This is a genomic window from Paenibacillus methanolicus, from assembly GCF_008124765.1.
Classification (GTDB): domain Bacteria; phylum Bacillota; class Bacilli; order Paenibacillales; family Paenibacillaceae; genus Paenibacillus_Z; species Paenibacillus_Z methanolicus.
Map to the genome: position 1 here is coordinate 444,897 of NZ_VNHS01000005.1, position 15,759 is coordinate 460,655.

Sequence of the window (15,759 nt, forward strand, 5' to 3'; positions counted from 1 at the left end):
AGGAACGAACGATGAAGCGAAAGAAGAGATGGCTGACGGCGGCCTTAAGCGGCGCGGTCGCGTTATCCAGCGGCATGCCGGTGTACGGCGCGGCAGGGAGCGTACCGGGCTTGACGGCGGACTCGGCGGCGAACGTCGAGGCGGCCGGATGGGCGAAGAACAGTTTGGAGCGATGGGCAGAGAACGGCGTGTTGACGGGCGATGCCAACGGCGTGCTCATGCCGAACAAGGCGATTACGCGGGCGGAATATGTCGCGATTCTCAACCGGGTATTCGGTCTTACCGCCAAAGCCGCGTCGAATTTCACGGATGTCGGCGCGAACGACTGGTATGCGAATGAGCTGGCGATTGCCAAACAAGCCGGATATTACACCGGTTTCCCGGACGGTACGGCGAGAGCGCTTGCGCCGGTCACGCGCGAAGATGCGGTTACGCTGCTGGCGAGATTGTTCGGCTTGAAGCAAAATGCAAACGCTAACATCACGTTCGCGGACGGAGCAGCCATTCATGCCTATGCGAAAGACGCGGTATCGGCGCTCTCCGACATGATTAAAGGGTACAGCGATGGCACCTTCCGCCCCGGATCGCCGATCACCCGCGCGGAAGCGATCGTGTTCGTGGATCGGCTCGTGGCAGGCTATTATCACGGCGCGGGAACGGTAACCGCAGGCACGATCGACGGCAACGTTGTCGTAAGCGAGGCGAATATCGTTCTGAAAAATACGACGATCAACGGTAATCTGTATTTGACCCCAGGCATCGGAAGCGGCAATGTAATGCTCGATCATGTGACCGTGAAAGGCAAGACGTTCATCCAGGGCGGCGGCGAACATACCGTAACGCTGATCGATGCCGTACTTGGCGAAGTATCGGTGAACCGTCCGGATGGCAAGGTTCGCGTGCTGGCGGAAGGCAAGACGCAGATCGGCCGCGTAGCGCTGGATAGCGCCGCCAAGCTGGAATTGAACGGCGAGTCGAAGGCCGATAGCGTAGACGTCAATGCACCGGCTGAACTTAGCGTGGGCGACAAATCAGAGATCGGCGACCTGACGATCGGAAGCGGCGCGAACGGCACCAAGATCGAATCGAAGGGAACGATCGGTTCCGCGGACATCGGGGCAACGGGCGTACAGCTCGGCGGCAAGCCGCTCGAACAAGGCAAGTTCGTGATCGACGGCAAAACGGCGAAGCCCGCAGGATCAACTGGCGGGGGTACAACCGGCGGTTCGGGCTCCGGAGGCTCGGGCGGCGGGTCGGGTAACCCGGGGAATGGCGGAGGCGGTACCGTCGATCCCGGCGGCGAGACGCCTGCGACCGGTACCGACTTCGTCGACTACGAAGCGACGGCTGAGACCAAATCGTTGTTCGCGTATTTGAACGAGCGTCGGGGGCAAGAAGTCCTGTTCGGCCAGCAGCACGTGACGGACGAAGGGCTCTCGTTCGTCGATGGCGCCGCCGGGCCGCAGTCCGACGTGAAGAACGCCGTCGGCGACTTCCCGGCCGTGTTCGGCTGGGATACGCTCAGTCTCGACGGCAAGGAGAAGCCGGGCGTGGCGGGCAACGAAGCGAAGAGCCGCGAGAATCTGGCTGATTCGATGAAGGAAGCGCACGAGCTGGGCGGCATCTTGACGCTTAGCGCGCATATGCCGAATTTCGTGACGGGCGGCATGTTCAACGATACGGCGGGCAGCGTCGTGGCGAACATCCTGCCGGGCGGCGCGAAGCACGCGGCGTACAATGCTTACTTGGATAATATCGCGGCGTTCGCGCATCTGCTGAAGGACGATAATGGCAAATCGATCCCGCTGCTGTTCCGTCCGTTTCACGAGCAGAACGGCGGCTGGTTCTGGTGGGGCGCGAAGACGACGTCCACGAGCGAATACGTCGAGATTTTCCGCTATACGGTCGAGTACCTCCGGGACAAGAAGGACGTGCACAACTTCCTGTACGTCTACTCCCCGAACGGCTCCTTCGGCGGCAGCGAAGCATCCTACTTGACGACCTATCCGGGCGACGATTACGTGGACGTCCTGGGCATGGACCAGTACGACAATCAAGCCTCCCCGGGTTCCGAGTCGTTCGTGAGCGGACTGGTCGGCGATCTGGCCATGATCTCGAAGCTGGCGGACAAGAAGGGCAAAATCGCGACGTTCTCCGAATTCGGCTACAGCCCGCAGGGCATGAAGGTAAGCGGCAACGGCGACAAGGCGTGGTTCACTCGCCTGCTGAACGCGATCAAGGCCGATCCGGACGCGAAGCGGATCGCCTATATGCAGACGTGGGCGAACTTCGGCACGAACGGCAATTTGTTTGTCCCTTATAAGAACGCGAAGGATCTCGGCGATCATGAGCTGCTGCCGGACTTCCAGTCGTATTATGCCGATACGTACTCCGCGTTCGCCGGGGACATCAAAGGCGACGCAATCTACTCGCGAACGGTCGAAGCCAGGGCTGAGCGGCCGTTCATGCACATCGCTTCTCCGTCGCATGACGGCACGGTGGCAACAAATACGGCGACGATCCGCGCGCGCGTGCTGAACGCGACGCCGACGAAAGTCGTCTATACGATCGGAGCGGGCGGGACGGAGGTGCCGATGACGCTGGATGGCGATGGCTTCTATGCCGCGGACTGGTCGCCGAGCGGCGCGCTCAACGGCAAGACGGCGGAAATTACGGTGAAGGCGTACAACGGCACGACCGTCGCGCTGGAGTCGAAGTCGACCGTATTCGTGAAGGTGCCGCAAATTCAGCTTCATGCAAATGCGTTCAATGAAGCGACGGATATCGCGGCGATCCAGAACAACGGCACCTACTCCAATGTCGGAACGCATGACGGGATTGGCCTTGCCTTGACGCACAAGGCGGAGGAAGGCAACGGCATGCTGGCGATGAACGTGACCGGTCTCGATGCGACGGACACGTGGCAGGAATTGAAGCTCGAGATTCCGGCGGCTGCTCAGACGGTCGGATTGGCGAACGCGAAGCGCGTGGCGATGGATATCTACGTGCCGGTGACGGAGCAGCAGAGCGGAGACGCGACCTTGCGCGGCGTCGTCATGCTGCCGCCGGACTGGGATACGAAGTACGGCATGTCGACGACGCAGCAGAAGCTGGCCGATCTGGAGAAAGTGACGATCGGCGGCCAATCTTACTGGCATTATCAACCGGTCATCGACGTGAACGACGCGGCCAAATCGGCGGCGGCTACCAGTCTGGCGATCTCGCTCATCGGCAGCGGCTTGTCCGGCAATGCGGCGATTCTCGTGGACAACATCCGGCTGTACAGCACCTATGTCGAAGCTCCGCGCGACCCGGCGCTCGTCGACGATTTCGAATCGTATTCGGGCAGCGACGCGCAGCTGGCCGGCAGCTTCAAACATGCGGGAGGCGACGCGACGAGCGTCTCATTGACCGCATCTAACAAAGTCGAAGGCAGCTATGCGATGAAATACGATTACACGCTGGCCGGCAACAAATACGCGGGCATTACGAAATCGCTCGGCGGCGTCGACTGGTCGGCCTTCAACAAGCTGAAGTTCTATCTGAAGCCGGATGGGTCGAATCAGAAACTCGTCATTCAGATCAACATTAGCGGCATCTCGTTCGAAGCTTATCCATCGCTTGCTTCGACCGAAGCGGGCTGGGTGACGCTGCCGTTCAGCGCGTTCAAGCCGGCGCCGTGGGATACGGCGAACGCGGGCAAGGTGATCACGAAGACGAATCTGAAAGAAGTACGCGACTTCTCGATCTACGTCAATGCGGTGGACGGCGTGCCGATGACGAGCGGGTCGCTCTACTTCGACGATATTCGGGTCATCAACGACGGCACCGGCGGCGTGCCGAACGGCGGCATCGGAGCGGGCAGCATGCCGGCGCCGGCGGGCACGCTCTACGGCTTCGAGTCCGGCACGCAGGGTTGGGCGGTCAGCCAGAACAACGCGAGCGCCACGGCGGTAGTATCATCGGTAGACGCGGCGGCGGAAGGCACGCACGCGCTCGCCTCGACGTTCAACTTAAGCGGCAACTTCGAGCTGACGAAGGTCGAAGCAGTCGACCTGTCCGGCGTCTCCGCGATCAGCGCGAAGGTGAAGCTGTCCAGCGGTTCGGCCAAGGCGCGTCTCTACATCAAGGTCGGATCGGATTGGAAATGGTACGACAGCGGGGCGTCTCAGGACCTCGGCGCGGACGGATTTACGACGCTGACCCTCTCGCTTGCGAACATCGCAGGCCGAGAAGCGGTGAACGCGATCGGCATCAAAATCGAGCCAGCCGGAGGAACCGGACCGGCGACGTTGTACGTGGACGAAGTGGCGCTAGCGGAGTAAATTGAGATAAATGTAGAGACGGCAGCCTATTTGGGCTTGCCGTCTTTCTTTTCCTGAGGTCTTTTATGGCATCCGAAAATAAGCTAGGATGGAAGAGCTTAGGCTGTATAGATTGACAACGCAGTCCTGCCATTTGCATCTGAGGATAGACGATAAAGGAGCTTACGTATGCGTATTATCTATGGAGATTTATGGACCTACTCCATTCTCGACATGATCAAGAGAGTCGATCAAGGGATTGAACCTCGAGTCGTGCGGCTGCCGATTTCCGAGCTGCGAATGACCGATACGATTCCCCTTCGCGGGCAATTCGAGATCCATGTCCATGATCGCAAGATGTGGATTATCGGCAATGCCTCCGCCCCCGAAGAAATGATGATCGATGACTGGCTCTACACGCTGAAGCTGTTATTTACGCGACTTGAAGCGGGCTGTACTTCTTATAAGATGTCTACTGGGGAGCAGGGCGGCGCGGTTTATCTCTTCGAACGCGAAGGGGAGATGCTCTTTTTGTCTGTTTTCCGCGACTATGATCGTGATTCCTTAGAGCCCATTGAAGACTGGCAGCGCGTGCCGATGACATACGAATCGTTCCGTAGAGGGTATCTGGATTTCCGTCGTCGGTTGTACAACGAGCTGAAGGAGCAAGCGCCGGAAGGCTATCGCCTTTATTTCAAAGAGGACTTGCCAGCGGAAGACTAGTCCAGCCCAAAGACGAAACAAAGGACGGCATGCATCCTCGCATACCGTCCTTTCGTTTGTCCGCTGCCAGCCGCAACGCTTAAATCGCGACTTCCATCGGAACTTTCTCATGATGCTTGTAATCCAGCAGCTTGAAATCCTCAATCGTGAAGTCATCAAAATTCTTCACCTCGGGATTGATCCACAACGTCGGCGCTTCGAAAGGCTCAAGCTCAATCTGCTTCGCGAGCGGCTCGAGGTGGCGTTCGTAGATGTGGCAGTCGTTGATATTGAACGTGAGCGTGCCGAGCTCGTAGCCGGTCACTTGCGCGATCATCCGCTGCAGCACGTAATATTGGAACACGTTGAACGGATGCCCGAGGCCGACGTCGTTGCTTCGGATGCCGACGATGAGGTGCAGCTTGTTCGCTTTGACGAGCCACTGATTGTGCCAGACGCACGGATAGAGCGCCATGTCGTGATTGTCGTCGATGTTATACAGCGATATGATATGGCGGCGCGACGCCGGGTTGTTCTTGAGTCCGTCAATTAGCTTCTCCACCTGGTTCGTGATACGGTCAGACTGACGTTTGCCGTCCGGCGAGCCGTCCTCGGGGAACGATTTGCCCAGCTGATACCCGTAAGCCCGCCCGATCGTGCCATCTTCGCGCGTCCATTCTTCCCAAATCTTCACGTTGTTCTCGCGCAAATACGAGACGTCGGACGTGCGCTTGATGTAGAACCAGATCAGCTCGTGGATGGCCGTTTTCCACGCGACTCGCTTGGTCGTCAGAATCGGAACCTCGGCGTTGTCGAGCACGATTTGCTTGGAGATGACGCTCTTCGTGTAAGCCGGCGTGCCATCCGCCCATTTGGCGCGGACCTTCTGATCCTTGTCCCAGATGCCATTGGCCATAATATCGGTGACGATGTCTTTATAAATCAAATCGAATTGACCCAGTGTACTCACCTCGTAAAAAATAACTTTCGTCATTATACCACGCGGCGAGGCGAGGGCAAGGAGAAACTCTTCAAGCCGCGTTCAGTCCGCGACGGCCGGCAAAATATGCTCCTTAATCAGCGTCCACCGGTCCCGCGGCTGCGGCATGAAATCGGACGTGATCGCGACGACGAGACCGTAATCCGGCAGGCAGCAAATCGCGTTGCCGCCATCCCCGAGCGCCATGAAGCCGCGCTTGCCGTCCTCTTCGCGCACCCACCACAGATAGCCGTAGCCATGCGCGTTCAAGGCCGTGGACGCATCGATCCACGCCGGCGAGAGAATTTGCGTATCGCCCCACCGTCCCTGGTTCAAATAAAGCAGCCCGAACCGCGCCATATCCCGAGGCGTAAGCGTAAGTCCCCAGCCGCCGGTCGAGCTGCCGCTTGGATCCTCTACCCATCCGCGCACGGCATGTCCAAACAGCTCGTCGAACCCGTAGCCGGTCATGCCATAAGCCGGAATTTCGCGCATGCCGGTCGGCCGGAACAAACGTTCATTGGCCCATTCGCGCGCGCTACGTCCGATGCTCCGGGTGAGGATGACCGACAGCAGATGCGCCCCCGACGTGGAATATTTGAAGTCGCCGATGTTCCCGCCCCGTCCCAGCTTACCCAGCGTATACGCCGCCCAGTCCGGCTGCATGCACAGTTGGTCCAGCGGCTCGCGCCAAGCTTCGAACGGATAGGGGGCGGTCATCGCAAGCAGATGACGAATGGTAATATCCGCGATCACCCCGTTATCGGCCGCCGGCCTGTGTTCCGGAAAAAACTCGAGCACCTTCTGGTCGACATCGCGGATATGCCCATGCTCGATGGCCAGGCCGATCAGCGCGGACAAGACGCTTTTCGTCACGGATGCGACATGGTGCGCATGTTCGGGAGCGGCGCCGCGCCAATACCGTTCATACGCCAGGGCTCCTTTCCTGGCCACGACGACGGCGTTAATGTTCGCATACTCGGATGCGATGACGGCTTCCAGCCCCGCCAGCGAGCGCGCGTCCATCCCGGCGGCTTCCGAATCGGCGGTTGGCCAGCTTGAAGAGGTACGGTCGATACGTTGCACGATTGCATGCCTCCTTTTAGTTCTTTCGAATCGGAAAATAAACCTCGGTGACGCTCTCCGCCGCGTCGTTCACCTGTTTCGGATCGGTCAGGTATACCTCGTAAGGCGCGTCCGCAACGACGTATCCTTCCTCCTCGATCCATTCCCGCAACCGGGCGTACACGCTTTGTAATTCCGGATAAGCGCCTTTCAGGACGGCCCGCGCGCATAACCTTCCGGGCAGCTCCCGCGTTCCGTCGCCAGCCTCCTCGACCGGAATGGCGAACTCGGTATCATTGCCGGACGGGTTATATTCCGAACTGTGGTAGATCGTCATCGGCGTGCCGGCTAACGTGAGTCCCTCGGCGGCGATTCGTTCATAGAGCCGGGCGAAAAACGCGCCGTATCCGGCGTCGTAATCCTCGCCGCGAATCATCAGCCGCGTCGACGCAATCGTCATTGGCGGCACGGTCGCAAGCTGTACGTCGATGCGGTCGACGTACGCCAGCAGCGGAATGCCGCGCGCAAGATTCGCCAGATCGGCGTTCATTTGGCGGAGCGTTCGCTCGAGCGCGCCGAGCCGGACCTGCATGTCTTGCCTTTTGCGGTGCAGAGCCGCGCCTAGCCGCTCATCGGCATCATCGGGTTCTGCTTTCAGAATCGCTTTGATTTCCTCTAGCGAGAAATGGTAGGATTTGAGACGACTGATCATGAGCATCGTCTTCAACTGACGGACGGCGTAGTATCGATACCCGTTGTCCGGGTTAATTTCATCCGGCGTAATCAGTCCGATTTCGTCATAATAGCGAAGCGTCTTGGTCGATACTTCGCACAGCTTCGAGAATTCGCCGATCGACAGCAACCGGGCACCTCGCTTTCATCGTTTTGCATTCGAATGTCTGCTTCTACTTTGCGCCTTCCCCCAAGGGGAAAGTCAACAGCTAATTTTAGATGAGGAGGAACGATAGATGACGCGAACCGATATCGCCGTGCAAAATAACATCGCCTGGTGCGCCGCCGTATGCGATCTGTATGGAGTTGCCCATAACCCAGAAGAGCAGTTATGGGGGACGCTCGCGCCAGCCCCGCCATTTTACCCGGACCTTATTACGGCGACGGCCGACGCAACGACCGAAGACGTACGGCGATGGCTGACGACCCGGGACATCAACGGATTGAAAGACAGCTATGCCAAGCTGGACATGGCGAAGCTCGGGTTCCGGCTGTTGTTCGAGGCGGAGTGGATTATGCATGAACCATCCGCGGACCTCCGAGCGTCTGTCGATGAGCCGGCATGGACCATCGTCGCCAACGAGCGCGAGCTCGCCCGATGGGCCGCCGCCGCCGACATGCCGCATCTGATGAAGCCCGAGCTGCTGCAGCGACATGATGTGAAGGTATTCCTGCGGGAGTCCGACGGCGAAGTGTCTGGCTTTATCGCGAACGTCGGCGCAGGCGCAGTAGGCATTTCCAATGTGTTTGCGCCGCCGCCGCTCGCCCATGATACCCTCTGGCAATCGATTGCCCGTGCGTCGTCTGCGCTTTTTCCCGAACTGCCGCTCGTCGGCTACGAGCATGGCGAGACGTTGGATGCCGCGCGGCAGGCGGGCTGGACGGCAATCGGACCGCTGCGGGTCTGGGTTAGGTAAGCAATAGCGCCCACCCTCATCCCAAAAAGTAAAAATAGTGCACACTCCCGTACAAATCGTCCGTACGGGAGTTTTTGCCGTTTGCCTATAATGAGGTCAAAAGAAGATGAGGTGAGTGGCAATGGCATCTGTATCGAGAGACCTGGGGGCAGGCGAGACGCGCAGGCGGCCGTTCTGGACGAACCGGCGCAAAGAGGCGGCGATCGGCATTGCGTTCGCGGCGCCGGAGTTTCTGGGCATCGTGCTGCTGGGCGTGTTCCCGTTATTTTTCTCGCTCTACTTGAGCTTCACGGAGTGGAATCTGGTCGGGGGACTGAAGGCGATCCGCTTCGTCGGATTGGACAACTACGTCGCGCTCTTCCAGGATAAGACGTTCTACCTCTCGCTGAAGAACAATCTGGTCTACACGATCATCACCGTGCCGGTCAGCATGTTCATCGGCTTCGTTTTCGCGGTGCTCATTCACTCGAAGGTGTACCTGCGGGACTACTTCAAGGTCGTATTCTTCATTCCGTACATCGCGACGACGGTGGCGGTGGCGACGGTGTTCTCGGCGCTGTTCCATCCGTCGAGCGGACCGGTGAACAACTTGCTCATGAGCCTCGGGATCGCCGATCCGCCGCGATGGCTGGGGAGCACGGATTTCGCGCTCTGGGCGATTATCATCGTCGCCGTCTGGCAGGGGATCGGGTACAACATCGTCATTTACCTGGCAGGACTTACGACGATTCCCGAGGATCTGTACGAGGCGGCCGAGATCGACGGGGCGTCGTGGCTGCAGCGGTTCTACCGCATTACGCTGCCGATGCTCGGACCGACGACGTTCTTCCTCAGCATTACGGCGATCGTCGCGTCGTTCAAGGTGTTCGACCTCGTCGCGTTCCTCACCGAAGGCGGACCGAACAACTCGACGAACGTGCTCGTGTATTACATTTTCGAAGAGGGCTTCCAGAACTTCCGGATGGGCTACGCGTCGGCGCTGTCGTGGATGCTGTTCCTGATCATCGCGGTCGTCACGGCGGTTACGTGGAAGGCGCAGAAGAAACAATTTTAGCCCGGAAGGTTGGCGATTCAATATGCGACAAGGCACAACGGGGAAAACGATCGTCACGGCGATTATGGCCGTCTTCTCGATCTTGTTCATCTCCCCGCTCATCTGGATGGTCTCCGCGGCCTCCAAGTTCGAGAAGGACGTCATGGCCTTCCCGATCCGGTGGATTCCGCGGGAGTGGAACTTCATCGAGAATTTCAAAACGGTGTGGATGGGCGACGTTCCCTTCAACTTGCACTACTTCAATTCCCTCAAGCTCGCGGTCATTTCGACGCTGCTGACGCTGCTGTTCTCCTCGATGGCGGGCTTCTCGTTCGCGAAGCTGAATTTCCCGTTCAAGAACGGCGCGTTCATCCTGCTCCTCTCGTTCTTCCTCATCCCGAACGAGGCGACGCTCGTCCCGCGGTTCATCATGATCCGGTGGCTGCACTTGTATGACACCCATGCGTCGCTTATCCTGATGGGCGCCTTCACGATTCCGTTGACGTTCCTCATGCGGCAGTTCATGATGGGCATTCACCAAGAATATATCGAAGCGGGCAAAATGGACGGCGCGGGCATCTTCCGCATTTACTGGCAGATCGTCCTGCCGATGGCGAAGCCGATCATCGCGACCGTGGGCATCCTCAAGTTCCTATGGACGTGGAACGATTACCAGGGGCCGCTCATCTTCCTGATGGATCCGAAGCTGTTCACGATTACGCTTGGCATGCAGTCGTTCAACGACATCTATTCGACCAGTTACGCGGTCGTCATGATGGCGGCGGTATCGGCGATCATCCCGCTGCTCATCTTGTTCATCCTGCTGCAGCGGCAGGTCATCGACGGCATCGCGGGCGGCGGGGTCAAAGGGTAACGCCGTCGCAGGCGCAGACCATCGGCGCATCGGGCCGGGCATCATCCGCGAGCGGAACAGCGCAAGGAACTGCACAAGGAACGCAAGAGAGTGCACGCCGCGTTTAGAATAAAACGCTTACAATTACAGAAGTAACCGAGTACACTATCCTTGAGGGGGAACAGAGAATGAAAGCAACGAAGCTCGCATTAACCTCTGCATTAGTCGCCATGGCGCTTGCCGGCTGCGGCAGCAACGCCGATAACAAGGAGTCCGGCGCGAATACGCCGAATAACGGGGGCACGAAGGAAACGAACGCCGCGGAAGACGCGAAAGACAGCGGCGCGAGCGGCGAGAAAGTCACCATCAAATACTACAATTGGGACAACGGCGCCAACCAGGAGAAGCTGGCGACGATCATCGCGAACTTCGAGCAGGCGAATCCGACGATCGACGTCGAGTCCGTGCCGCTCGTGACGACCGGCTCCACGACCGACTTCTACAAGAAGCTCGACCTGATGGCCGCTTCGGGCGATCCGCTCGACGTCATGGCGTTCTCCCACGTCGACTTCGTCAGCGAGCGTGCCGCGCGCGGCGTGCTGGCGCCGTTGGACGAACTTCTCAAGGCCGATAGCATCAACGTCGACGACGCGTTCTATATGACGCCGAAGTACGACGGCAAAGTTTACGGTTTGCAGGATATTTCCTCGCCGTGGCTCGTCGCGATCAACAAGAAGGCGCTCGATGCGGCGGGGCTGCCGGTGCCGACGTGGGGGTGGACATGGGACGACTTCCGCGATTACGCGAAGAAGATGACCACGGGCGAAGGCGATGCCAAGCAATACGGGGCGTTCTTCCATACGTGGGGCGAATACGCGAACCCGGTCGCCTACTCCGAGCTGCCGCATCCGTACTTGACGAAGGACCAGACGCCGGCATTCGGCGACAAGTCGTTCGCGGATTTCTTCAACCTTCGCCGCGCGATGGAGAAGGAAGACCAGTCGGCGAAGTCGCTGTCCGATACGGTAGGCGCGAAGCTGCGCTACGACACCGAGTTCCTGAACGGCAAGGCGGCGATGATCCCGATCGCGACGTTCATCGTGAACAAAATTCTAGACACGACGAATTTCCCGCACGACTTCCAGACGGTGTTCGCGCCGCTGCCGGCTTCCTCGAATGACGTGCCGGTCGGCACGAGCTACATCGGCGGACATTACCTGAGCGTCGGCGAATCGTCCGAGCACAAGGCGGAAGCGTACGCGTTCATCAAATACATGGCGACGCAGACCGACGTCGTCGTCGACTTCCCGGGTTCCAAGGCCGCGGACAAGAACAAAGTCATGACCGCGCTCGTCGGCGACAAGACGAACCTCGTCGATCTGGAATCGCTCGGGGCGACCGCGTTCGATTCGCGCATTAAGACCGTCTACGAGCCGAGCTACTCGACGAGCTACTCCGGCGAGCTGAAGACGGTGCTCGAGAACGGGCTGAGCGCCTTCCTGCTCGACGACCTGACGGCCGAGGAAGCGCAGAAGCAGATGACGGACGAAGCGAACGCGATTATCGCCAAGAACAAAAAATAACCGCCCGCTAGTCACAGGTTCGGGGCGATCAGGCAAGAGGTAACCGCGAGGTTGCCTTTTTCCAAATACAAGCATGGATAAGCTGCGCGCCTCTCCATCATCTTGTATTTCTCCGGAATGAAACGGCTATCGCAGCATAAGACGGCGATAGCCGTTTCACCTTGCATAGCGGGCGGCAAGGGAGGAATCGGAAGGTGCAGTGGCTGCTCAAATTTTCATTTTACCGGCGAATCCAGCTTTCGCTCATCGTCTTCATTCTGCTGCCGCTCGCTTTCGTCTCGGTCGCGTCGTATTACTTGATCAAGGACGTCGTCGTGGAGAAGGTGAACGCGTCGAACCAGAACATGGTGAACGTCATGGCGTCCGATCTGGACAAGAACGTGGAGGATATGATCTACGCCTCCAACCTGTTCGGCGCGAGCGACAGCAACACGCTGGAGGAATTGATCGCCTTCAAGGACGTGCGCAATCTGTCGTCGTCGAAGGATTATTTCACGCATCGGCGAATCGCGGAGTTCATGGATTTGGCGTACTCGAAGACGTCCGGTCTGAACGCGCAGGTATTCTTCGTCAACAACAGCGACTTCGTGATCTACGCGGCGAACAACGTGCTGGATTATCCTTCGCTGAACCGGTGGCTGCGGCAGCGGACCGAGCCCGCGGCTGGCAACCGGATGCGGTGGGAGAAGGCGGAGGGATTGCTGCAAATTTCGGGCAAACGGACCGAGTCGTACTATTTCGCCGTGAAATCGATCCGGACGCCGGATAACGGCTCGAAACTCGGCACGCTGTACGTCGGCATTCCGAGCGAATATTTCGAGCGGACGTTCGCCAAGGGCGGCGATGGCGCGTTCCGCCTGCTGGCCGCGGACGGCGGGCTGATTTACGGCTATGCGAAAGGAGCGGACCTGTCCGGTCTGGCGCATGCCAAGGAGGTCCAGGCGAAGGTCGGCCGGCCGGGCTGGAAGCTACTCTTTCGGTACGATTCGAAGTCGATCACGGCTGAGATCTCCCAGGTGTACAAGTTCTACGCGATTACGCTGTCGGCATGCGTCGCGGCGTTCCTCGTCATTTCGGTGTTCATCGCGCGGACGCTGCACCGGCCGCTCCACAAGCTCCGGCGGACGGCCGAGCAGTTCGGCGGGGGCAACCGGATGCTTCGATTCCCCGTGCGGGGCAAGGACGAGGTGGCGGTGCTCGGGACGGCGTTCAACCATATGCTCGACCAGATCAACCGCCTCATCGCCGAAGTGGAGCAGGAGCAGGAGGAGAAGCGGGAGATCGAGCTGCACGCGCTGTTCTCGCAGATCCGCCCGCATTTTCTGCTTAATACGCTTAATTCGATCAAATGCAATCTCGTCCTCGAGGGGGACCCCGTGCACAGCCGCCAGATCGACGCGCTCATGAGCCTGCTGCGCGCCTATATGCGGGTGAACGAACCGTGCACGTTGCGGCAGGAGTGCAAGCTGCTGCAGGATTACGCGGACATTATGCAGATGCGCAGCGACATGCCGATCGCGCTGCATGTCGAGCTGGACGAGACGGTGGCGGAGTTGGAGGTGCCGCGCCTCATGCTGCAGCCGCTCGTGGAGAACGCGATCGTGCACGGGTTCGAGGACGGCCGCGAGGATGCGGCGATCTGGCTGAGCGCCAGACGCGAAGGCGGCGACTGCGTCATCGCGGTCAGCGACAACGGGCGGGGCATGAGCGAGACCGACCTGGAGCGGCTGCGGCGGACGCTGCGGGACGAGAACGAGCCGCAGGCGACGGATAAGCGCATCGGGCTGGCCAACGTATGGAGCCGCGTCAAGCTGACGTACGGACCGGCATCCGGCATGGCGATCGAGCGGAGCGGGCGGGGCGGCATGGCGTTCACGATGACGATACCGGGCAAGATGCCCGCGGGGAGAGGGGAGGCCGGTTATGTACAGAGCGATGCTGGTTGACGACGACGCGCCAATGCTCAAGTACTTGAACAAGCTGCTGCCCTGGAAGGAGATGGGCGTGACGGTCGCCGCAACGGCGCAGTCGGGCGCGAAGGCGTTGGAGCGGTTCAAGGAAGAGACGCCGCAGCTGGTCATAACCGATATCGGAATGCCCCACATGGATGGTTTGGAACTTGCGGCCGAGCTGAGGGCGATCCGTCCGGACGTGCGGATTATTTTCCTTACTTGCCACGAAGACTTCCAGTATGCGCGCAAGGCGGTGCAGCTCGACGCGGACGATTACCTGATCAAGGACGAGCTGACGGCGGATGCGCTCCGGCACAGCGTCGAGAAGAGCATCCGGCTCATCCAGGCGCAGCACGAGCGCGCCTCGCAGCTGTCTTACCGCGACGAGGTGGAGCGCAACCGCGACGTGCTGAAGCAGGCGTTCTGGAAGCAGGTGTCCGGCGGGGATCGTTCGGAGGTGACGCTCGCTTCCGGCCGAAGGCTCGGCATTGACTGGGGAGCGTCGCATTTCATGCTGGGACTGGTTCATATCGACTTCGATTCCATGCTGGGCAGCTATGGGCTGAAAGACGCGCCGCTGCTCCATTACGCGCTGTACAATATCGCGCAGGAGATGGCGCGCGACCTCCGCGGCATGACGGTATTCGCGGAAGATGGCCGCGAGCTGGTCCTGCTGCTCAACTACGAGCGGAATTTGGCGGTCAACACGGAAGCGCTGTTCCGCCGGTTCGCGGAAGAGCTGGCCGCGAAGGCCGCGGACTATTTGCGCATTGCGCTGACGATTTGCCACGGCGGAGAGACGCAGGGACTCGGCGGTCTCGCGAGCGCGATTCGGGAGCTGCGGCAGTTCAGCCGAACCCGGCTCTACTACGAACGGAGCGGCATCGCGGCGATCCATCGCCAGCCGGAAGGTCTAGCGCCTCAGGCGTCCGCGTTCGAGGGGGAGCGGGAGAAGGAACGGCTGCTTCAGTCGTTCCGCGTCCGGGATGCGGCGGACATGCTGGCCATCGTGGACGAACTCGCGGCCAAGGCCGAGCAAGCCCGGGCGGCTCGCGCGCGGGTCATCGCCATACTCGCGCAGTGGGTAAGGCTCATCGAAGCGGAGGCCGGTTATGACAGGGACAACGCCGCCTTCCTTACCGAGCTTCAACATACGATACGCCTGGTGGAAACGGCGCACAGCGTGAAGACGAGACTTGCGGGCATCATGCACGCGATGCCGACGGAGACGGGGGCCTACGCGGTCGATCCGAAGCCGAAGCAGATCGACCGCTATATTATGGAGCACTTGTCCGAGAACGTGTCGCTCGTGACGATGGCGAACCATTTGTACATGAACCCGAGCTACTTCTCCCGGTACTTCAAGAAGATGACGGGGGTCAATTTCACCGACTACGTCCACCGGTTCAAAATGAACATCGCCCTCCAAATGATGCGCGACAAGGATGCGACGATCGAAATGATCTCCGTCCAGCTCGGTTACTCCGACCGTACGTATTTCTCGAAGGTGTTCAAGAAGTATATGGGGATGAGCCCGGGCGATTTTCGGGGGAGCGGTACGCGCGGCGTATAGGAGGAGCAGGCGAAACGCGAAAGTTGGGAGCTGCGGAAGCGGCTCCTTTTTACTTTGTCGGCGGCG

General features: G+C 59.6%; 11 protein-coding genes. 8 read left to right on the forward strand and 3 right to left on the reverse strand.

The window, feature by feature from the left end; genetic code table 11:
* Positions 1–11 precede the first annotated feature (11 nt).
* Entirely contained in the window at positions 12–4,325 is a 4,314-nt protein-coding gene (locus BCM02_RS15900; RefSeq protein WP_148930077.1) for a glycosyl hydrolase, read from the forward strand.
* Positions 4,326–4,493: 168 nt separating this feature from the next.
* Complete coding sequence (locus BCM02_RS15905; RefSeq protein ID WP_148930078.1) at positions 4,494–5,027, forward strand: hypothetical protein; 534 nt, start codon at positions 4,494–4,496, stop codon at positions 5,025–5,027.
* A gap of 79 nt (positions 5,028–5,106) precedes the next feature.
* Here the strand turns inward: BCM02_RS15905 and thyA are convergent, their stop codons facing one another.
* The 3 genes from thyA to BCM02_RS15920 form a co-directional block, all read right to left on the reverse strand.
* Positions 5,107–5,967 (reverse strand): thymidylate synthase, encoded by an 861-nt coding sequence (gene thyA / locus BCM02_RS15910; protein ID WP_148930163.1) that lies wholly within the window; start codon positions 5,965–5,967, stop codon positions 5,107–5,109.
* Positions 5,968–6,048: 81 nt separating this feature from the next.
* A complete protein-coding gene (locus tag BCM02_RS15915) occupies positions 6,049–7,071 on the reverse strand; it encodes a serine hydrolase domain-containing protein (protein WP_148930079.1) in 1,023 nt (340 codons plus the stop codon).
* Between the two features lie 16 nt (positions 7,072–7,087).
* Positions 7,088–7,912 carry a MerR family transcriptional regulator gene (locus BCM02_RS15920; protein WP_148930080.1) on the reverse strand — a complete coding sequence of 275 codons (825 nt, stop codon included), beginning with the start codon at positions 7,910–7,912 and terminating at the stop codon, positions 7,088–7,090.
* 106 nt (positions 7,913–8,018) lie between these two features.
* Between BCM02_RS15920 and BCM02_RS15925 the strand changes: the two genes are divergently transcribed.
* From BCM02_RS15925 to BCM02_RS15950, 6 genes are all read left to right on the forward strand, one after another.
* Positions 8,019–8,699, forward strand: a complete 681-nt coding sequence (locus BCM02_RS15925) for a hypothetical protein (RefSeq protein ID WP_148930081.1) — start codon at positions 8,019–8,021, stop codon at positions 8,697–8,699.
* A 121-nt stretch (positions 8,700–8,820) separates the two neighbouring features.
* The gene (locus BCM02_RS15930; RefSeq protein WP_148930082.1) at positions 8,821–9,753 is read left to right on the forward strand and encodes a carbohydrate ABC transporter permease; all 933 of its coding nucleotides are present in this window, start codon (positions 8,821–8,823) and stop codon (positions 9,751–9,753) included.
* 22 nt (positions 9,754–9,775) lie between these two features.
* Complete coding sequence (locus tag BCM02_RS15935; RefSeq protein ID WP_148930083.1) at positions 9,776–10,606, forward strand: carbohydrate ABC transporter permease; 831 nt, start codon at positions 9,776–9,778, stop codon at positions 10,604–10,606.
* Between the two features lie 167 nt (positions 10,607–10,773).
* A complete protein-coding gene (locus tag BCM02_RS15940; protein ID WP_148930084.1) occupies positions 10,774–12,168 on the forward strand; it encodes an ABC transporter substrate-binding protein in 1,395 nt (464 codons plus the stop codon).
* Positions 12,169–12,362: 194 nt separating this feature from the next.
* Positions 12,363–14,114, forward strand: a complete 1,752-nt coding sequence (locus tag BCM02_RS15945) for a sensor histidine kinase (protein WP_148930085.1) — start codon at positions 12,363–12,365, stop codon at positions 14,112–14,114.
* Positions 14,092–15,693, forward strand: a complete 1,602-nt coding sequence (locus BCM02_RS15950) for a response regulator (RefSeq protein ID WP_148930086.1) — start codon at positions 14,092–14,094, stop codon at positions 15,691–15,693. The genes BCM02_RS15945 and BCM02_RS15950 overlap by 23 nt, the downstream gene beginning before the upstream one ends.
* Positions 15,694–15,759: the final 66 nt, after the last annotated feature.